The sequence below is a fragment of the Cellvibrionales bacterium genome, assembly GCA_016713115.1.
GTDB lineage: Bacteria > Pseudomonadota > Gammaproteobacteria > Pseudomonadales > UBA7239 > UBA7239.
In genome coordinates this window covers 701,153-720,988 of sequence record JADJPU010000001.1, presented here as the reverse complement: position 1 = coordinate 720,988, position 19,836 = coordinate 701,153, and the positions used below count along the sequence as shown (strand labels likewise).

The following is a 19,836-nucleotide window of genomic DNA, read 5'->3' as shown; positions in this document are numbered from 1 at the left end:
TTTTGCTCTGTGAACGTGGCTCTGTGCTGCATGATAACTGACCGCGTTCGTTGCGCTTTGATGCAGTGCGGGGCAAGGCGCGGAAAGCCCATGTAAAATGCCCCGCCGATCACTTTGCAGAGCGCGCCATGACGGATCCGCAGAACACCACCCACTTCGGCTACCAACAAGTGCCAGTGGCTGAAAAGCAGCACAAAGTGGCTGAGGTTTTTCACTCGGTCGCCTCGCGCTATGACTTGATGAACGATTTGCTGTCGGGCGGCGTGCATCGCCTGTGGAAGCGCTTCACCATCGAAGTGTCCGGCGTGCGTGCAGGCCATAAAGTGCTGGATATTGCCGGCGGCACGGGCGATCTCGCCTACAAGTTTTCGCGCTTGGTCGGCGCGGACGGGCAGGTGGTATTGGCCGACATCAACGCCTCGATGCTGAGTGTGGGGCGCGACCGTTTGATAGATCGCGGTGCGGTGGGCAATGTGCAATTTGCGCAGGCCAATGCCGAGTGTCTGCCGTTTCCTGACAACACTTTTGATTGCATCACGATTGCTTTCGGTTTGCGCAATGTCACCGATAAAGACAAAGCCCTGCGCTCGATGTTGCGCGTGTTGAAACCGGGTGGGCGTTTATTGGTGTTGGAGTTTTCTAAGCCGGGCAATCCGCTGTTGGCAAAAGCCTACGACACTTATTCCTTTCGCGCGATGCCGCTGATTGGAAAATTAGTCACCAACGATGCCGACAGTTATCGTTATCTCGCGGAATCCATACGCATGCATCCCGATCAAGAAACCTTAAAAAGTATGATGCAGGAAGCCGGTTTTGCTGAGTGTGATTTTTACAATATGACCGGCGGCGTGGTGGCATTGCATCGCGGAGTAAAACCCTGATGGCATCTGCGTGGAGTGGCGGTGCAACCGTGAAGGCAGGCGCGTTATTGGCGCTGGAGCGCGCAGTGAATGCCAGTCTCGCTTTAGATCCCGCTACGCAAAAAGCGCTGCAAAGTTTGGATGGCTCGGTGCTGCATATTGTGTGCACGCTGCCTTCGCATTCCGTGTATGTTTTGTTTCTCGATCAGCACATTGAGTTGTGGTCTTTGTTTGAAGGTGCGGCCGATGCCACGCTGTCCGGTTCAGCGAGTGGTTTGTTTGCGCTGTGGCGCGCACGCCATCAAGCCACGGCTTTAGCGCAGAGCGGTGTGGCGTTGACGGGCGACAGCATGTTGTTGCAAAAATTGCAAAACATTGCCGCGCAATTAGAGATTGATTGGGAGGCATTGCTCGCCGAGCGCACGGGCGATGTGGTGGCGCATCAGCTGGGGCGCGCTGCGCGCAAAGCAGGCGTGTGGTTTACCGGCGCACGCCGCGAAGCCGAGCGTTTGATGAGCGAGTTTTTGCAATTTGAAAGTGCCACGGTTCCGAGTCGACATGAAGTGGCGAGTTTTTGTCGCGAGGTGGACGATGTGCAATTGCGCATGGATCGTTTGCAAGCGGGCATCGCTGTGTTGCAACAGCGCAAGCAGCGCGAGGAGTAAACATGGCGGTATTGCGACTGTGGGCTATTTTGCGGGTATTAACTTTTTATCGCTTGGACAGCGATTTACTCGCGCTGCCCTTGCCGCTGTGGTTGCGCGGTTTATTGCGATTTTCGCCGCTGCGTTGTTTGCCGCGCTGTGCAGCAGATTTATCGCGCGGCGCGCGTTTGCGCATGGCGTTAGAGGCTTTAGGCCCCGTGTTTGTGAAGTTTGGTCAGTTGTTGTCTACGCGTCCGGATTTAGTGCCAGACGATATGGTGAGCGAATTGGATCGCTTGCAAGATCGCGTGCCGCCTTTTAACAGTGATGCGTTGGTTGCTATTGTCGAAATGGCTTTTGGTAAAAAAGTTAGCGAAGTTTTTTTCTCATTTGAACGCGAACCTTTAGCTTCAGCCTCCGTAGCGCAAGTGCACAGCGCGGTGCTACCATCGGGTGAAGAAGTGGTGGTGAAGGTGATACGCCCCAGCATCGCTCGTACCATCGAAAAAGATTTGGCACTGATGGATGTGATTGCGAAACAAGTTGAGCGTTTTGTGCCGGACGGTCGCCGTCTGCGCCCCGTGGAAGTGGTGCAAGATTATCGTCACACCATACTCGACGAATTGAACTTACAGCGCGAAGCCGCCAATGCCGCGCAACTGCGCCGTAACTTTGAGCAATCGCCATTGTTGTATTTGCCCAAAGTGTATTGGGATTACTGCCGTCCGCAGGTGATGGTGATGGAGCGCATCCACGGTATCCCCGTCACCGATCTTGCGGCGCTGCAAGCGCAGGGCACAGACATGAAGTTGCTGGCGCATCGCGGCGTGGAAATCTTTTTTACGCAGGTGTTTGATCACAATTTTTTTCATGCCGATATGCATCCTGGCAATATTTTTGTGTCGCGCGAGCACCCGCTGCGCCCTCAGTACATTGCAGTGGATTGCGCAATCGTTGGCTCGCTGTCGCGCGAAGATCAGTATTATCTGGCGCGTAATTTGTTGGCAATTTTTCATCGCGATTATCAACAAGTGGCGCAGTTGCATATCGAGTGCGGCTGGGTGCCAGCGCAAACGCGCGCGGCTGATTTTGAAGCGGCAATCCGCACCGTGTGTGAGCCAATTTTTGAAAAACCGATCAGCGAAATTTCATTCGGGCAGATTTTGGTCAGCTTGTTTCAAACTGCGCGCCGCTTTGATATGACAGTGCAGCCTTCACTGGTGCTGCTGCAAAAAACCCTGCTCAATATTGAAGGTCTGGGGCGACAGCTCTACCCGCAATTGGATTTGTGGCAGACGGCCATGCCTTTTCTCGAACGCTGGATGCAGAACCGCTACCACCCCAAAAATGTGTTGGCGGAATTGCGCCGCCACGGACCGAGTTGGTTGGAAAAAATGCCGGAAGTGCCGGAATTGCTGTTTGATGCGGCCGAGCAAATTCGCCGTTTTGAGCAAGTGGTGCCGGCGATTCAATCCACCGCGCAGCAAATGGTGCAGTTGGAGCAGCGCCAGCTGCAGAGCCGCCGTCGCAACCGTGTGGCTATTGCGGGCTTGTTAGTGGCAGGCTTGCTGTGGCAGCAGAGCGGTGCAGCAGTACCTCTGTGGCAAGCGGCGCTATTGGCGCTCGCTGTGTTGTGGTGGGCAAATTAGCGCCAGCGTGCTGGCACCCAACGCTGGGCTAGTCGCTCTGCCCACCGCTTTGGCCACGGCGTGAAATAGCCGTAAGCCATGGATTGTGTGGCGATCAAAGTGCCGCCAACCACAACATCGGTCATCCAATGCGCGCCAGAGAACATGCGTGGAATAGCAAACAAGAAAAATACCAACAAAAAATACACGCTCCAGCGATTGAAGCGCTGCAATAACAAAAAGCTAGTGACGATCATTAAGACTGCGGAGTGGTCGCCAGGGAAGCTATTGCTGGAGGCATCTTTCGGGTGGAGATAGGGATACATCTCGCTCAAAAAGTATGCGGGTTGTAGGGTGCGTGTTGGGCTATAGGCGCGCCAATTCAGCGCTTCGGTGATTTCTTTGAACACAACGCGTATGACTAACATGCAGACCAGAATCAACGCCAAATGTATGCAGGTGGCCGCGCGCTGTGTGCGTGGGATGAGCACATCGGGCACCAGCAAAAAAGGCAATAGTGCAAATAGCGGTAGCAGATCCATCAGGCGAAAGTTAAGCAGTGCCCAGAACTCGCCCCACAGAGAGGGCGCAGGGTTCAAGCTGCCATTCAGCGCGTAGAAAACTGCTTTGTCGGCGGCATCCCACAAGCCGCGTGTGGCAGGAAACAACCAACTGACGAGTAGGCCGAGACCAAGTAGCTGACAAATAATAAAACCGCGCCAGTGCTGTGCTGTCATGAATCCAATTCCTTGAGAGTTGTATCTGTTAAAACTGCCAGAGGATTTTAGTGAAAACTTTGTGAAATGCTAGGCGTTTTGCGTAAGGGTAGTGAGGCGGTTGTCGTGCTAGTCTGACCGTCATTTTTTGCTAAGGCGAGTTGCGGCTGTTATGAGTAAATCGAAAAAGTGGACCGTGCTGGTTGTGGTATTGCTGGCGGGATTGGTCGCATTCAAGTTGTTGCACAAACCAGCAGAGCTGCCGGTGCCCGTGACAACCGCAGAACAAGGTCTAGTGGAGACTACCGTGGCCAACACGCGCGCGGGCACGGTGAAAGCCTGTCGCCGCTCCGAGTTGTCGATGGCACTCGGCGGTTTGGTGCAAAAACTGAATGTAAAAAAAGGCGACAAAATTACCGCGAACCAAGTGTTGGTTGAGCTGTGGAATGAGGATCGCAAAGCCAATGTGGCGCAAGCCGAGGCGAGTTTGTCGGCAGCTATCCATCAACAAAAACAAGCGTGTATCAGTGCGGATCAAAATGCACGCGACAGTCAGCGCGCGCAGTCTCTGTATGCAAAGCGCTTGATTTCCAGCGCGCAAACCGAAGCGGCTAGCACGCTGTCACGCACTACGCAGCGTGTTTGTGATGCAGCGGAAGAGCAAGTCAAAATGAATCGTGCGAATTTGGATCTGGCTAAATCACATTATGATTTAACTTTTTTACGCGCGCCGTACGATGGTGTGGTGGTGGAGGTAAACAGCGAGCTGGGTGAATATGTCACACCGTCGCCATCGGGTGTGTTGACGAAGCCGGTGATTGAAATGCTGGACAACACTTGTTTGTATGTCACGGCGCCGATAGACGAAGTGGATGCAAAGCCATTGCGTGTTGGGCAACGAGTGCGCATTACGCTGGACGCTTTTCGCGGTCAACAATTTGAAGGGCATCTCACGCGTGTTGCGCCTTATGTAGTGGAGGTAGAGAAGCAGGCGCGCACAGTGGATGTCGATGTGCGTCTCGACAATTTGCCGTCAGATATTTTGCTGCTGATTGGTTACAGTGCTGATGTGGAAATTGTGCTGGATAAAAAAGATAGCGTACTGCGCATTCCTACGGAAGCCATCGTTGATAAAAAAACGGTTTATGTGCTGGCGGAAGGTGTATTGCAAAAACGCGATATCGTGACGGGTTTATCCAACTGGACCATGACCGAAGTGCTGAGTGGTTTGAATGTCGGTGACTCGGTTGTTATGACGCCAGATCGCGCTGGCGTTAAGGATGGTGCGTCTGCGCGCGAAGAAACGGAAGAAGACAGAAAAGCCGCCGCTGCAGCGAAGAAAGCGCCGTGATCAAACTGCAAAATATTGTTCGACATTTCACCTTGGGCGATGAAGAAATTTGCGCACTGGATGGCATTAGTTTGGCAATAGCTGCCGGTGAATATGTGTCAGTAATGGGGCCATCGGGTTCTGGAAAATCTACTTTATTGAATGTGATGGGTTTGCTGGATACACCGGATAGCGGTTCGTATGTCTTGGACGATGTAGAGACTGTTGGCTTACACGAAGAAGCACGCGCTAATGTGCGTCGTGAAAAAATTGGTTTTGTGTTTCAGGCGTACCATCTCATTCCACGCTTAACGGCACGCGAAAATATTGAACTGCCAATGGTGTTGGCGGGTGTTTTGCCCGCCGAACGCCGTGTGCGTGCCGCAGAAGTGTTGCAGCGTTTAGGTTTGGAGGCGCGCGCCGATCACTTGCCGCAACAGCTCTCTGGTGGTCAACGACAGCGCGTGGCGATTGGGCGTGCGGTGGTGATGAAGCCGCAAATTATTTTGGCCGATGAACCGACGGGTAATCTCGACAGCCGCTCCGGTCACGATGTGATGGTTTTGCTAGAAGAATTAAATGCTTCTGGTATTACGCTGTTAATGGTGACGCACGACAATGTGCTGGGTGCGCGCGCACCGCGTCAAATTGTGTTTGGTGATGGTTGCATTGTCAGTGATAACCGTCATGCCGTTGTTGAGCAAAAATAATTAGATGAATACGCAAGGCATCAGTTGGCGCGATAGCATTTTGTTTGCCGGCGCTGTATTGCGGCGTTATCGTTTTCGTACCAGCATGATGTTGTTGGCGATGACATTGGCTGTCGGTTCTGTAGTGGCGTTTACTGCGTTGGGTGAAGGCGCACGCGGTTATGTGCGCAACGAATTTGCATCGATGGGAACGGATTTGTTGGTGGTGATGCCGGGGCGCAAAGAAACCACTGGTGGCGGTGGTCCACCGCCGATAGGCACAGCGACGCGTGATGTCACACTGGCGGATGTCAAAGCGTTGCACACGCGTTTGCACGGCGCGCAGCGTATAGCGCCCTTGATGGCGGGCAAAGTGGAAGTGTCGGCCAATGCGCGCACACGCGATGTGATGGTACTTGGCACCAATGCGGATTATTTTGCCATTCGTGAGTTGATGGTGATGAACGGCAATGTTTTTCCAGAAATAGATAATGATGTCGCGCAACCGGTATGTGTCATTGGCAGCAAAGTGCGCGAGGAGTTGTTTGGCAATCAGCAGGCGGTAGGCGAGTGGGTGAAAATGGGTGATCGCCGCTTCCGTGTGATCGGTGTGTTGTCAGGCAAAGCGGACGGATCTGGTTTTGATCTGAGTGATGGCGCTTTAATTCCGGTGGCGTCGGCACAAATATTATTCAATCGAGAGGGTTTGTTCCGCGTCATTGTGCAACCACGCGCGTATTACGATATCGATAAATTGCAGCAAGAGTTGCTGGCAGCGTTCCGTGAACTGCATCAGGGTGAAGACGATGTCACGGTGGTAAAACCCGATTCGATGATGAAAACCTTTGACAATATTTTTTCGGCTTTGACGCTGGGTGTGGGTGCGATTGCCGGCATCAGTTTGTTGGTAGCTGGTGTGTTAGTGATGAATTTAACGCTGATTAGTGTGTCGCAGCGCACGAAAGAAATTGGTTTGTTGAAAGCGCTAGGTGCATCCGATCATCACATTCGGCGTTTGTTTTTATTGGAATCGCTGTTGTTGTGTTTGGCAGGTGCTTTGTGTGGTGTGTTTGCAGGAGAGTTGTTGGTGCTGCTCGGTAGAATCTTGTGGCCCAGTGTGCCGTTTGCTGCACCATGGTGGGCGGTGATTACTTCAATGGGTATTGCACTCTTTTCCGGACTGGTTTTTGCTTGGCTGCCTGCATCGCGTGCTGCGCGGCAACAGCCGGTGGATGCGCTGGCAGGAAAGCTGACATGAGAACGCTGGACGCAGTGCAGTGGATTACTTGCGCTTTGCGTGCAGGGCGTTTACGCACATTGCTCACTGCAACCGGTATCGGTATCGGCATCGCGGCGGTGATTTTATTGACGGCGGTTGGCGAAGGTTTGCGTTTGTATGTGTTGGACAGCTTTTCACAATTCGGCTCACGCATCGTAAAAGTTTCGCCAGGAAAAAACCAAACCATGGGTATGGCAGGCGTGTTGAGTACGGTGCGTCCGTTGACGATTGCCGATGGCGAAGCGTTGCGAAACATTCGTGATGTGAAATTCGTCGTGCCGATTGTGATGGGCACAGGGCCGGTAGTATTTGCTGCGCGATCACGCGATACCGATATTTTTGGTGTAGGTAGCGATGCCTCCGCCGCGTGGCAAATGCCAGTGGCTGTTGGTAACTTTTTACCAGCAGACGATCCGCACAATGCACGACCGTATGTAGTGCTAGGTAGTAAATTGCGCACAGCCTTGTTTGCTGATGCCAATCCTCTAGGGCAGTTTGTGCGTATCGGTGGCGCGCGCTTTCGTGTGGTCGGTGTGATGGAAAGCAAAGGCAGTTTTTTAGGCACTGATTTGGATGAGATTGCTTACATTCCTGCCGGTCGCGCACTGCAATTGTTCAATCGTGAAAACTTGCAAGAAATGGATGTGGTGTTCACTGAAAATACTACTTCTGAAGTTATATCCGAAAAAATAAAACAACAGATTCGTGAACGGCACGGCGATGATGACATTACGCTGTTTACGCAAGACGATATGTTGTCGAGTTTGGATCGAATTTTGAGTTTGCTGACGATTGCGATTGCTGCGCTGGGTAGCATTTCGCTGTTGGTGGGCGGTGTAGGGGTGTTGACGATCATGAGCACTACTTTGCGCGAGCGCACAGCGGAGATTGGTTTATTGCGCGCCTTGGGTACGACACAACAACAATTGTTGTTATTGTTTTTGGGCGAAGCGGTGTTGTTGTCACTGGCGGGCGGTGTGTTGGGCTTGTCCGTGGTGGCTGCGCTGTTGGGGTTGTTAAAAAGTGTGGCGCCGAGTATGCCAATTGCCATCCAAGCGTTTTATTTTGTGCTGTCTTTTGGCTTGTCAGCGTTGGTTGGGTTGTTTGCCGGCATTGCACCGGCATGGCGCGCTTCGCGCTTAGACCCTATCGAGGCGTTGCGTGCAGAGTAATTAAGCTGCGCCACACTCTTGCACAATAAAATCAGCGGCGCGATGTGCCAGCATCATCGACGGTGCATTCAATGCAGAAACCGGAATAACGGGAATTGCCGAGGCATCGGCAATACGCAGGCCTGCAATGCCTTTGAGTTTTAGTTGAGTATCAACCGGTGCATCGGCTTGTTCACCCATAGAGCAAGTGCCGCAGTAGTGAAAGGTGGTCATGCTGGTGTTGATGATCCATTTTTTTAACACTTCGCGTTTGCTGGAGCGCGTTGGCGGCGCCATCAAACGATTGCCCCAGTTTTTTAATCCTTCATGTGCGCCGATTTTTTTGGCGAGTTCCACGCCGTTAATCATGGTTTCCATGTCGGTCTCATTGCTGAAATAGGCGAGATCAATCACGGCTGGGTCTTTTGCGTTGCGCGAGGCCAAGCGCAGTGTGCCGCGCGAGAGTGGCTTGCCTAAAATAATCACTACGCCGTATAAATTATTGATAAAGCGATTCACCGGTGGCAGCAGCAGTGCAATTTTTAATGCGCAGCGAATCAGACCTTTCAATACAGGGTTAAAAAACTTCTGGCCTTTTAGCAGCGTTGCCGGTGCCATGCGCGTCATGGATTGCTGCATGGTGACGGGCGCAGCGAGCCAAGCAAAACAAGTGTCCGCTTGTTGTGCGGCCAAGTCGAGTTCTGGGTTGCAGCGCGTGAAACCGTACACTTGCGGGTAGCGAAAATCGACCGGTTTTCTGCCTTGGAAAAATAGCGAAACATTGGGGTGATCTTGCAAATTGCTGCCAATGCTTTGCACATCTTTTACTACCGGAATATTGAGAGACTGCAAATGCTCTTTAGGGCCCACGCCAGACAGCATCAATAATTTTGGCGTTTCCAAAGCGCCAGCGCACAACACCACTTCGCGGCGCGCGCTGACGATTTGTGTTTTGCCGTTGATAACAACTTCCACACCCGTGGCGCGCTGCTGATCGTCAAACAGAATTTTTTGCACAAGGCTTTTGGTTTTTACGGTGAGCGCGGTAGACGAGTTTTCCGCCACAAAAGCCACATAAGAACTGCGGCGGTTATCGCCTTCGTAGTTCATGTCGTTGTAGCCCATAAAGCCGTTCAAATGGCCGTCATTCAAACCGTGTTTGCGTTGAAAGCCGGCAGCTTCGGCGGCGCTGAGCGCCAGCTCGGTAAATGCCGTGCCGGCGCGGTGACGCGGGCGCAAGCGTTCTTCCAGTTGGATAAAGGTGGGTTCTACATCTTGCCACTGCCAGCCGGCGGGCCACTGGGCGAAATCCAGTTGGTCGCCGCGTGTGTACACCATGCCGTTGACGCTGCCGCTGCCGCCCATGCCGCGCCCCGAACCGGCGTACAGCGTGCGCTGGCCACAGTGCGCTTGCTCGGCGCTCATGCGATCCAGCATCACCTTGTCATTGGCGAAGGCGTATTTGAAGCCGTCGGCACTCAAGGTTTCTGGATTGGCTTCCGCGCGGTCGGCGCCCTCTAAGAGCAACACCGAGCCGACGCCCGCTTCCGCGAGCCTGCCGGCGACGATACAGCCGGCAGAGCCGCCGCCCACCACAATGTAGTCGTAAGTGTTGCTGTCGTTGTTTTGCGCGTTGCTCATATCAATCGTTCCTTGTGAAAATGTTTTCTACTCTAGCAAGAGTAGGGGGTGAAAAAGTCGATAGTCGGTCGTGGGAAGCCGCAGTGCATCGGCTTGTGCTGTTTGTGTGGGCGCTGGTAGTGTAAGCCACTATTTTTTCGCAAGAAAAGGATTCTGTCATGCACATATTGCCATTGGATAAACCAGCAGACCGTACTCTGGGGCGCATTTTGATGCTACAAGCGCAAGCGATTCCCGATGCGCCCTGTTATCTCGTGGATGATCGCGTGTACAGCTTTACGGAAGTGAATCGCAGCGTGAATCGCTACGCGGCTGGTTTAAAAAAACTGGGTGTACAAAAAGATGATCGCGTGATTATTTTTATGCGCAGTTGTGTGGAGTTCATCATGTTGGCGTTTGCCGCCAATAAGCTCGGTGCGGTGTGGGTGCCGATCAACGGCGATTACAAAGGCGAGTGGTTGAAAGAGGCAATCGAAGAAAGTAAAGGCAAAGTATTGGTCACGGATACAGATAAATATCCACGCATTGCGGAAGCCGTTAGCAGTAAGAGTTATCAATCCTTGGTTGTTAAAGTGAATGAAGGCGGAAAATTACCCGCCGATGCAGTAAACCTTTCATCTTTTGAGCAATTATCCGATGCAGAGCCGGAAGCTGTGGAAGTTTCCTACGGTGATACCTGCGCGATTTTGTGGACATCCGGCACTACGGGAAAATCCAAAGGCGTGATGCAATCGCACAACGTATGGATCAACGCCGCTGAAAGCGCCAAAGAATATTTTGGCGTGCAAGCGGGCGATGTGATTTACAACTGCATGCCGCTGTACAACACCGGCGCGTGGATCACCAGTGTGTTTCGCGCGTTGATTGTGGGGATTCCGGTAGCCTTGGACGAACACTTCTCGGCATCCAATTTCTGGGATCGCATCAAACACTACAAAGCAACGGAAACTACAACATTAGGCGCGATGCACATGTTTTTGTGGAATGCACCAGAGACAGCAGAGGACGCTAAAACCACGCTGCGCTACGCCAATGTCATTCCTCTGCCGCCGCACATGACGAAACCGTTTATGCAGCGCTTTGGTTTAGAAAAAGTGCAAAAAGGTTTTGGTCAGAGTGAAGCGGCATTGATTTTGCGCTGCTTGGAAGACGGCGAAAAACAGTGGAAACCCAATTGCTTAGGCGCAGTGGCTACGGGTATGGATGTCTCTATTCGTGATGATGCAGGCAATGAATGCCCAGCGGGAACGCCAGGAGAGTTTTGTTTGCGTCCGCAGCGTCCCTACGCCATCTTCAATGGTTATTTTGAAAATCCAGCAGCGACAAACAATGTCTATTTTGGTGAGTGGTATCGCACGGGCGATCTCGGTGTGCGCGACGCCGATGGCGATTACTTTTTCGTCGATAGAAAAAGTGATTACATTCGCGACAAAGGCAGAAACATTTCCTCGCTGCAAGTAGAACATGCCGTGATGCAGCATCCTGCGGTGCAAGCAGTGGCGTGTTTTGGTATTCCCTCTGAGCATCTTGAAAGCGAAGCCGAATTAAAAATTGATGTGGTGTTGAAGCCCAATGCTGCGGTGAGTGCAGCGGAGCTGGCGACATTTATCAACGATACTGCACCGTATTTTTTTGTGCCGCGCTACATAGAATTTGTCAGCGAGTTGCCGATGACGCCGACGAGCAAAGTGCAAAAATACAAATTGCGCGAAAAAGGTTTGAGCGGAAATGTGTGGGATCGCAGCAAAACGGATTTCAAACTGAAGAAATAAGCTGCATAAAAGCGGATTGCCAACAGCGCGCGGTGCAATTATTCTTGCGCGCGGAGTTGGCCAGACAATCGCTGCCTCGCAAGAGGTGGAGGAAAGTCCGGGCTCCATAGGGCAGAGTGCCAGGTAACACCTGGGCGGCGCGAGCCGACGGCCAGTGCAACAGAAAGCAAACCGCCGAACGAGCCGCAAGGCTGCGTGGTAAGGGTGAAATGGTGCGGTAAGAGCGCACCGCGAGTCTGGCAACAGACCGGCACGGTAAACCCCACTCGGAGCAAGACCAAATAGGCATCTGTTGGCGCGGCCCGCGTCGGGTGCGGGTAGGTTGCTTGAGGTCTGCGGCGACGCAGATCCCAGATGAATGGTTGTCCACGACAGAACCCGGCTTATCGGCCAACTCCTTTTCTCTTTCGCGAATTCTCTCCCTCAGCGCAAGCAAACTTAAGGTTTTACTTTAGGTTTGTTTTGCATGCGTATGATTTGTATAGATTTTAACCATTAAAAGTTTGCAGCTAACATGCGGGGATCTGCCTGCACCTTGCAGCGAACTGCGTCAAACAGGTGAGTTGCCTGTCTTGACAAGGTTTTTTGCCCCCTATAGTGTGCCTCTGTGGTGAAAAGTGGGTAAAAGTGGCGAATGCAGGATTTGCCGCCCCGCACACTAGGGATAGCCCATGTTTAGAGGCATAGCGGAAATCAATCTAGACCCGAAAGGGCGATTGGCGATTCCAGCCAAGTACCGCGAGGTGCTGGCTGAGCTGTGCCGTGGCCAATTGGTGGCCACTATCGACATCCAAGATGCCTGTCTGCGCATTTATCCGCTGCCGGTGTGGCAAACCTTGGAAGCGCAATTGGAAGCGCTGCCCAGCACCGATCCCAACGTGCGCCGCATTCAGCGTTTACTGCTGGGCTATGCCAGTGAATTGGACATGGACGGCAACGGCCGCATTTTGCTGCCTGCTTCGCTGCGCAAATACGCGCAGTTGGATAAGAAGTTGGTGCTGGTGGGGCAGGGCAAAAAATTTGAACTCTGGAGTGAGAGCAACTGGCAGCAGTGTTTGGATGCTGCGGTGAGTGGGCAGTTTGAGTTGCCATCGGCCATGGCCGATATTTCATTCTAGAGGTGAGTATGAAGGAATCAGCTCACCAAACGGTTTTACTGCAAGAAGCAGTGGAAGCCATCTTCAGCGATAGCGATGGCATTTACATCGATGGCACTTACGGTCGCGGTGGTCACAGTGCGCTGTTGTTGTCGAAGTTGTCCGCACAGGGAAAATTACTGGCGCTGGATCGAGACATCTCAGCTGTCGATCACGCAAAAACTGTAAACAAAGATGATCTTCGTTTTGAAATTGCGCACAGCAATTTTGGCGATATGTTGCAGCAGGTGATTGCGCGCGGTTGGCAGGGAAAAGTGCGCGGCGTGTTGTTGGATATCGGTGTGTCTTCTCCGCAGTTGGATGATGCAGAGCGCGGCTTCAGTTTTATGCAAGACGGCCCGCTGGATATGCGCATGAACACCGCAGCAGGCATCAGTGCCGCTGAATGGATTAATACTGCGCCAGTGGCAGAAATGACGGATGTATTTCGTGAATACGGCGAAGAGCGCTACGCCAAACGCATCGCGCAAGCTATCGAAAAATCACGCAATGAAACGCCATTCGTAACCACTCTGCAGTTAGCAGAAGTGGTGTCGGCAGCCAATCCAGCTTGGGAAAAGCACAAACATCCGGCGACACGCGTTTTTCAAGCCATTCGCATTTTTATCAACAATGAATTGGGCGAATTAGAAACGGTGTTGCGCGATATTCAGGCGGTCTTGTGCAGCGGCGGTCGCATTGCTGTCATTTCTTTTCACTCTTTGGAAGATCGCATCGTCAAACAGTATTTCCGCGAACAGAGTCGCGGAAAAGTGTTGCCGCGCCATATTCCGGTGACCGGTGAGGCAGAAGGCAGAACCTTAAAGCTGGTGGGAAAAGCGATTAAAGCCAGTGAGCAGGAAGTGGCGAGCAATCCGCGCGCGCGCAGTGCGGTGATGCGCGTGGCAGAAAAATTGCCAACGGAGAAGGCGGCATGAACACAGAGCATACTGCGCCAGAAAAAGATTTTGAGATCAGCCTGTTTGGTGTGTTCTGTTTGGTGTTGCTCGTGCTGTGCGTGCTTGGCTCTGCGATGGGGGTGATAGTTTCGGCTTTTGAAAATCGTCGTTACTTGGCTGAAATTGAATCACTGCGCGCAGAGGCGCGCAGTATGCAAGTGTTGTGGGGGCAGTATCTGGTTGAAAAAAATACTTGGGCTGCTTATAGCCGCGTGCATGATATGGCGGAAAAAGAATTGGAGATGCAAGCGCCTCAAACTGACAAAATCATTGTGGTGAAGGTGCGCTAATGGCGACCAAGAAAAACACAGCGACAACAAAACGCAGCAGTGCGGTGGTGCAAGCCATTTTGCAGCGTGGCGATTGGCGTATCCGTGCTGTGTTCGGCTTTCTTGGCGCCCTCGGTCTATTGTTGGTTGTGCGAATAGCAGACCATCAGGTGCTGATGAACCACGCTTTTTTAGCGAAACAGGGCGAAGCGCGTACGGTGCGCACGGAAAAAATTCAGGCGCATCGCGGCATGATTACCGATCGCAATGGTGAGCCGTTAGCTGTCAGCACGCCCGTGGTAACGCTGTGGGCCAATCCCGCAGTGATTGGGCAGGATGTCGACAAGTGGCGCGCGATTGGGCGCGTTATGGCGTGGAGCGAGCAGGAATTGCGCGAGAAAATGGCGCAATACAGCGATAAAGAATTTGTTTATTTGCGTCGTCAAGTGTCGCCTGAAGAGGCGGAAGCTGTGTTGGCGCAAGGCATAGAAGGTGTTTACGGGCAGCGCGAATACAAACGGTTTTATCCAGCTGGCGATGTGGTCGCCAGTTTGGTGGGGTTTACCAATATCGATGATCGAGGTCAGGAAGGTGTCGAGTTGGAATTTAATGAGGCGCTGACAGGTGCAGAAGGAAAGCGTCGTGTTATTAAAGATTTAAAAGGTCGCGTAGTAAAAGATTTAGGTTTGCAGCGCCCTGAACAAAATGGTGTAGATATTGCGCTCAGTATTGATCTGCGTTTGCAGTATTTTGCACATACGATTTTGAAGAAAACCGTAGAAGATTTTAAAGCGCAAGGTGGCTCCGCCGTGGTGGTAGATGTGAAGACAGGCGAGGTGCTTGCTATCGTGAGCTGGCCGTCTTACAACCCCAATAATCGCGTCGGCATCAAGCCGGTGCAAATGCGTAATCGCGCCATCGTGGATTTGTTTGAACCGGGTTCCACCATGAAACCGATCACCATGGCGGCTGCCTTGGAAAGCGGAAAATGGAAGCCGGAAATGGTGATTGATACCAATCCTGGCAGCATTTATGTGCAAGGAAAAAAACTGGAAGATCACCGCAATTACGGTGTGATTGACTTGACGACGGTGATTGCAAAATCCAGTCAGGTGGGCACATCAAAAATTGCGCTGTCTCTGGATCCCAATTTTTTGCGCGGTGTTTTTCATCGTTTTGGTTTGGGACAGGCAACGGGTATTGGTTTTCCCGGAGAAGGTACCGGTGTGCTGCCGAGTTATCAGCGTTGGCGTGATTTGGATCGCGTCACGATGGCGTTTGGTTATGGCGTTTCCGTCACTACTTTGCAATTGGCGCACGCCTACAGCATTTTTGCCAACGAAGGCGTAAAAATGCCGTTGTCGATTCTGCGTCGCGATGCAGAATCTGTCGCTATTTCCGGTGAGCGCGTGTTAGCAGCCAATGTGGCGCGCCAAATTATTCCGATGCTGGAAGCTGTTACGCACCCTGGCGGCACGGCGACGCGCGCGCAAGTGCCAGGTTTTCGTGTGGGCGGCAAAACAGGCACCGTGCACAAGTTGGATGGTCGCGGATACAGCCCTAACCGCTATTCCGCATTATTTGCAGGCATAGCGCCGATGAGTAATCCGCGCTATGCAATGGCGGTCATGATTGATGAGCCTAGTAACGGTCAGTATTTTGGCGGCGAAGCGGCCGCTCCAGTTTTTGGTCGTTTGATGCAGGGTGTATTGCAGTTGACGGGTTCCGTGCCTGATGCGCTGCCGCCAGCGGAAGCAAAACCTAAAACGGCAGAAAAAAATAAAACAGAAACCGCTGCTCCTGTGATTAAAAAAGGTGCTGCTGCATGAGGGGTGTTGAGGCAGTGCAGCCATGGTTTGGCGACACTTTGGCACAGAGTTCTGTGGCAAATTTAAAGTTGGATAGCCGTACTGTGAGTGCCGGCGATGTGTTTTTTGCGTTGGCGAGTGGAAATGTATTGGCGGCACATATTGCGCAAGCACAGGCGCAAGGTGCGGCAGCGATAGTCATCGATCGAGAGAAAGAATTTAGCGTGTCCAGCGCAGTGCCTTTGATCGCTGTAGAAAATCTCACAGCCCATTTGGGTGCCATAGCGCATGCGTTTTATGGTGAGCCATCACAGCAATGTAAAGTGATTGGCGTGACGGGCACGAATGGAAAAACAACCTGTTCACACTGGTTGGCGCAGGCGTGGCAACAGGTGTCTGGTGATGCAGCCATTATCGGCACACTGGGATGCGGCATGATTGCACATGCGTATCGCGATGAAACTGGAATGACAACCCCTGATGTGCTGACAGTCCATCATCTGTTGGCCAATTTTGTGCAGCAGGGCGCGCAGATGGTGGCGATGGAAGTGTCGTCACACGCGTTGAGTCAGCAGCGTGTAGATCGCGTGCAATTTTCTTCCGCAATTTTTACCAATTTGACGCGCGACCATCTCGATTATCACGGCACGATGGAAAATTATGCGGCAGAAAAACAAAAACTGTTTGATATGGCGGCGTTGCAGTTTGCTGTTATCAATGCTGACGATGTGTTTGGTCAACAATTGATTCAACGCATGCATCAAGCAGGTAAAACGGTGTTTAGTTATGCGCTGGAAAGCAAAACAAGTGAACTCGGAGTGGAGCGTTATGAGGTAACTGGGCAGGGAATCGCTGCCAGTATCCGCACGCCCTGGGGGAAGGGTGAGCTACACAGCAGGTTCCCGGGGGGGTATAACCTGTTGAACGCCTTGGCGGTGGTAGCCACCCTGTGTGGTCACGGCATGCGCTTGGACGCTGTGTTGAATGCAGTTGCACAGTTACAAGCCGTGCCGGGGCGTACACACATTGTGAGTGCGCAGAGCGACGATGTTTTGGTGGTGGTGGATTACGCGCACACGCCGGATGCGCTGCAAAAAATACTGCAAGCGCTGCGTCAGCAAACAGTAGAAAAATTGTGGTGTGTATTTGGTTGTGGCGGCAATCGCGATACAGGTAAACGCCCACAAATGGCGCAAATAGCACAAGCATTTGCCGATGAGGTGATTGTCACCACCGACAACCCGCGCAATGAAGCGCCAGAAAACATTATCGCGGATATTGTGGCGGGCTTTTCTGCCAATGCCGATACATTGTCTCATCACGAGGTTGTGAGTGATCGCGCTGAAGCGATTGCCTACGCCATTAGCCATGCAGCGCGTGGTGATGTGGTGTTGTTGGCAGGAAAAGGTCACGAAAATTATCAGGAAGTGTTCGGTATACGCCGTCATTTTTCTGATGTTGAACAAGCGCAGAGTGCATTACAGCAGCGTCGTATTAAAAAAACGGAGATGCAAGCATGATGCGCGCGCAAACGCTATTTGCAGTAGCCGATGCCTGCAGGGTGGCGCGTAGTGCAGTAGATGCGATATTTACGCGCGTGGTGACAGACAGCCGCAAAGTGCAAGCCGGTGATTTGTTTGTGGCTCTCAAAGGTGAAAATTTTGACGCGCATAATTTTTTGCCGGATGTGCAGCGCGCGGGCGCTGCGGCAGCCGTGGTAGAAAAAAATCGCAGCGATAGTTCGCTGCCGCAGTTGTGTGTCAACGATACAGTGCAAGCTTTAGGTAAAATTGCTGAACTGAATCGTGCTGCTTTTCAAGGAAAAGTGATCGGCTTAACTGGCAGTGCAGGAAAAACCACCACCAAAGAAATGATTGCCGCCATTCTGGTGCAGCAGGGCAAACCCTTGGTGACGCAGGGTAATCTCAATAATCATCTTGGTGTGCCAATGACCTTGTTGGCTTTGTCGCCAGAGCATGACTGCGCTGTGATAGAAATGGGCGCGAGTGCGCTGGGTGAAATTCGCTATCTCACGCAGATGGCAAAACCCGATGTGGCCTTGGTAACCAATGTGGGTGCGGCGCATCTGGAGGGTTTTGGCTCTGTTGAAAATATTGCACAAGGAAAATGCGAAATTTTTGAAGGATTGTCGGCAAACGGTATTGCGGTTATCAATTTGGATAATGCGTGGACAGCCACTTGGCTTGATGCACTGCCTGTAAAAGCCATCACTTTTTCCGCTGAAAGTTCTGCCGATGTTTTTGCTACTGATGTCGAGCAATCGGCTAGCGGCGTGCGTTTTACGCTGCACACCAATCAGGAAAGTCGTCACATCGCCCTGCGATTTCTCGGCGTACACAATGTCAGCAATGCCTTGGCTGCGGCGGCCTGTTGTTTGGCGTTGGGGTTGTCGCTGGACATTGTTTGTGCGGGATTGCAGGCGGCACAGCCGTACAAGGGTCGCTTGCAAACGCGCAAAGGAGTGAAGGGCTGCCGAGTAATTGATGACAGTTATAACGCGAATCCTGCATCGGTGCGTGCTGCTATCGATGCGCTGATGTTATGTGGTGGTGAAAAGATTTTAGTGCTCGGCGATATGGCGGAGTTGGGTGCGGATGCACGCGCACTGCACGCTGATATTGGTGCTTATGCTAAAGAAGCTGGCGTAAAAAATTTATTGGTAACAGGTGATTTATCGCGCGCAACGGCGGAAGCGTTTGGTGCAGAGGCGCAATATTTTTCAACTTGGGAATTGCTGGCAGTACAGTGTGCTGCCATCGCAAACGAACAGTGTGTTTTTTTGGTCAAAGGGTCGCGCAGTGCTGGTATGGACAGAGTTGCAGATCAATTGGCTGTTAACGAGGAAGTTCTATGTTGATTTGGCTGGCTGACTATTTGGCGCAGTACTGGAGTGTCTTTAATGTGGTGCAGTACCAAACACTGCGCGCTGTGATGGGTGTGTTAACAGCTTTGGTTTTTTCGTTGCTGATGGGGCCGGCGGTAATTGCTTATTTGCAGCGTTTAAAGATTGGCCAATCCGTACGCACGGATGGTCCGCAATCACATTTAGGAAAATCTGGCACGCCAACGATGGGCGGCGTATTGATTTTGCTGTCTATTTGTTTGAGCACGCTGTTGTGGGCAAAGTTAGATAACCGTTATGTGTGGGTGGTGATGCTGACCACGGTATGTTTTGCCGCCATTGGTTGGGTGGATGATTGGCGCAAAGTCGTAGAAAAAACTCACGCGGCTTACCATCGCGCTGGAAATATTTTTGGCAATCTGTTTTTGGTTTGGCCGCCGCGCTATTTTTATATGAAACAGCAAAAACGCCGGTTGAATTGCAATTGTATGTGCCGTTTTTCAAAAATGTGGCGATCAATCTCGGTTGGTTTTATGTGCCTTTTGTTTATTTTGTGGTGGTTGGATCCAGCAATGCGGTCAATTTAACCGACGGTCTGGATGGCTTGGCGATTATGCCTTCGGTGATGATCGCCGGTGCGCTGGCGGTTTTTGCCTATGCGGTGGGTAATTTTAAATTTGCCGGTTATTTGAACTTGCCCTATATCGAAGGCGCGGGGGAGTTGATTGTATTTTGCGGCGCATTTGTCGGCGCTGGTCTTGGTTTTCTCTGGTTCAACACCTATCCCGCGCAAGTATTTATGGGTGATGTTGGCGCCTTGGCGTTGGGTGCGGCGCTGGGTTTGATTGCGGTCATCGTGCGCCACGAAATTGTGTTTTTTGTGATGAGCGGTGTGTTTGTGATGGAAACGGTGTCGGTGATTTTGCAGGTGGCGTCGTTCAAGTTGACGGGCAAGCAGAATTTTTCGCATGGCGCCGATACACCATCACTTTGAATTAAAAGGTTGGCCGGAGCCGCGTGTCATCGTGCGTTTTTGGATTATCACCGTCATTCTGATTCTTATCGGTTTGGCAACTTTGAAACTGCGTTAA

Annotated in this window: 16 protein-coding genes, 1 other RNA gene and 1 pseudogene; 16 read left to right on the top strand and 2 right to left on the bottom strand. The window is 52.0% G+C overall.

The window, feature by feature from the left end:
- The first annotated feature begins 128 nt into the window (after nucleotides 1-128).
- From ubiE to ubiB, 3 genes are read left to right on the top strand one after another with little or no spacing between them, the layout of a single operon-like run.
- Nucleotides 129-881: a bifunctional demethylmenaquinone methyltransferase/2-methoxy-6-polyprenyl-1,4-benzoquinol methylase UbiE gene (gene ubiE, locus IPK30_03515; GenBank protein ID MBK8102364.1), complete on the top strand. Its 753-nt coding sequence runs from the start codon at nucleotides 129-131 to the stop codon at nucleotides 879-881.
- Nucleotides 881-1,525 carry an SCP2 sterol-binding domain-containing protein gene (locus IPK30_03510; protein MBK8102363.1) on the top strand — a complete coding sequence of 215 codons (645 nt, stop codon included), beginning with the start codon at nucleotides 881-883 and terminating at the stop codon, nucleotides 1,523-1,525. Before ubiE ends, IPK30_03510 begins: the two co-directional genes overlap by 1 nt.
- 2 nt (nucleotides 1,526-1,527) lie before the next feature.
- The gene (gene ubiB / locus IPK30_03505; GenBank protein ID MBK8102362.1) at nucleotides 1,528-3,153 is read left to right on the top strand and encodes a ubiquinone biosynthesis regulatory protein kinase UbiB; all 1,626 of its coding nucleotides are present in this window, start codon (nucleotides 1,528-1,530) and stop codon (nucleotides 3,151-3,153) included.
- Here the strand turns inward: ubiB and IPK30_03500 are convergent.
- On the bottom strand, nucleotides 3,150-3,869 hold the full coding sequence (locus tag IPK30_03500) for a phosphatase PAP2 family protein (protein MBK8102361.1): 720 nt from the start codon (nucleotides 3,867-3,869) through the stop codon (nucleotides 3,150-3,152). The two genes, ubiB and IPK30_03500, sit on opposite strands and share 4 nt — an antisense overlap.
- A 151-nt stretch (nucleotides 3,870-4,020) precedes the next feature.
- On the opposite strand from IPK30_03500, the gene IPK30_03495 reads away from it, so the two are divergent.
- The 4 genes from IPK30_03495 to IPK30_03480 are packed head-to-tail and all read left to right on the top strand — an operon-like array spanning nucleotide 4,021 to nucleotide 8,318.
- Nucleotides 4,021-5,199, top strand: coding sequence for an efflux RND transporter periplasmic adaptor subunit (locus tag IPK30_03495; protein MBK8102360.1), 1,179 nt, complete (start codon nucleotides 4,021-4,023; stop codon nucleotides 5,197-5,199).
- Nucleotides 5,196-5,888, top strand: a complete 693-nt coding sequence (locus tag IPK30_03490) for an ABC transporter ATP-binding protein (GenBank protein ID MBK8102359.1) — start codon at nucleotides 5,196-5,198, stop codon at nucleotides 5,886-5,888. Before IPK30_03495 ends, IPK30_03490 begins: the two co-directional genes overlap by 4 nt.
- A 4-nt stretch (nucleotides 5,889-5,892) precedes the next feature.
- Nucleotides 5,893-7,125: an ABC transporter permease gene (locus tag IPK30_03485; GenBank protein MBK8102358.1), complete on the top strand. Its 1,233-nt coding sequence runs from the start codon at nucleotides 5,893-5,895 to the stop codon at nucleotides 7,123-7,125.
- Nucleotides 7,122-8,318 carry an ABC transporter permease gene (locus IPK30_03480; GenBank protein MBK8102357.1) on the top strand — a complete coding sequence of 399 codons (1,197 nt, stop codon included), beginning with the start codon at nucleotides 7,122-7,124 and terminating at the stop codon, nucleotides 8,316-8,318. Before IPK30_03485 ends, IPK30_03480 begins: the two co-directional genes overlap by 4 nt.
- Here IPK30_03480 and IPK30_03475 read toward each other — a convergent pair whose 3' ends face one another.
- The gene (locus IPK30_03475) at nucleotides 8,319-9,938 is read right to left on the bottom strand and encodes a GMC family oxidoreductase (GenBank protein MBK8102356.1); all 1,620 of its coding nucleotides are present in this window, start codon (nucleotides 9,936-9,938) and stop codon (nucleotides 8,319-8,321) included.
- Between the two features lie 158 nt (nucleotides 9,939-10,096).
- Here IPK30_03475 and IPK30_03470 point away from each other — a divergent pair, with 158 nt between their 5' ends.
- The 9 genes and pseudogenes from IPK30_03470 (at nucleotide 10,097) to IPK30_03430 (ending at nucleotide 19,836) form a co-directional block, all read left to right on the top strand.
- Nucleotides 10,097-11,710, top strand: a complete 1,614-nt coding sequence (locus IPK30_03470; protein ID MBK8102355.1) for an AMP-binding protein — start codon at nucleotides 10,097-10,099, stop codon at nucleotides 11,708-11,710.
- A 52-nt stretch (nucleotides 11,711-11,762) separates the two neighbouring features.
- Nucleotides 11,763-12,112: RNase P RNA component class A (rnpB, locus tag IPK30_03465), an RNA gene on the top strand.
- A 269-nt stretch (nucleotides 12,113-12,381) separates the two neighbouring features.
- Nucleotides 12,382-12,828 carry a division/cell wall cluster transcriptional repressor MraZ gene (gene mraZ / locus IPK30_03460; GenBank protein ID MBK8102354.1) on the top strand — a complete coding sequence of 149 codons (447 nt, stop codon included), beginning with the start codon at nucleotides 12,382-12,384 and terminating at the stop codon, nucleotides 12,826-12,828.
- 8 nt (nucleotides 12,829-12,836) lie between these two features.
- The gene (gene rsmH / locus IPK30_03455; protein MBK8102353.1) at nucleotides 12,837-13,784 is read left to right on the top strand and encodes a 16S rRNA (cytosine(1402)-N(4))-methyltransferase RsmH; all 948 of its coding nucleotides are present in this window, start codon (nucleotides 12,837-12,839) and stop codon (nucleotides 13,782-13,784) included.
- A complete protein-coding gene (gene ftsL, locus IPK30_03450; GenBank protein MBK8102352.1) occupies nucleotides 13,781-14,095 on the top strand; it encodes a cell division protein FtsL in 315 nt (104 codons plus the stop codon). Before rsmH ends, ftsL begins: the two co-directional genes overlap by 4 nt.
- The gene (locus tag IPK30_03445; protein ID MBK8102351.1) at nucleotides 14,095-15,903 is read left to right on the top strand and encodes a penicillin-binding protein 2; all 1,809 of its coding nucleotides are present in this window, start codon (nucleotides 14,095-14,097) and stop codon (nucleotides 15,901-15,903) included. Before ftsL ends, IPK30_03445 begins: the two co-directional genes overlap by 1 nt.
- Nucleotides 15,900-17,402, top strand: coding sequence for a UDP-N-acetylmuramoyl-L-alanyl-D-glutamate--2,6-diaminopimelate ligase (locus tag IPK30_03440; protein ID MBK8102350.1), 1,503 nt, complete (start codon nucleotides 15,900-15,902; stop codon nucleotides 17,400-17,402). Before IPK30_03445 ends, IPK30_03440 begins: the two co-directional genes overlap by 4 nt.
- Nucleotides 17,399-18,760, top strand: a complete 1,362-nt coding sequence (locus IPK30_03435; protein MBK8102349.1) for a UDP-N-acetylmuramoyl-tripeptide--D-alanyl-D-alanine ligase — start codon at nucleotides 17,399-17,401, stop codon at nucleotides 18,758-18,760. The genes IPK30_03440 and IPK30_03435 overlap by 4 nt, the downstream gene beginning before the upstream one ends.
- A pseudogene (locus IPK30_03430) lies at nucleotides 18,754-19,836 on the top strand (phospho-N-acetylmuramoyl-pentapeptide-transferase). Before IPK30_03435 ends, IPK30_03430 begins: the two are co-directional and overlap by 7 nt.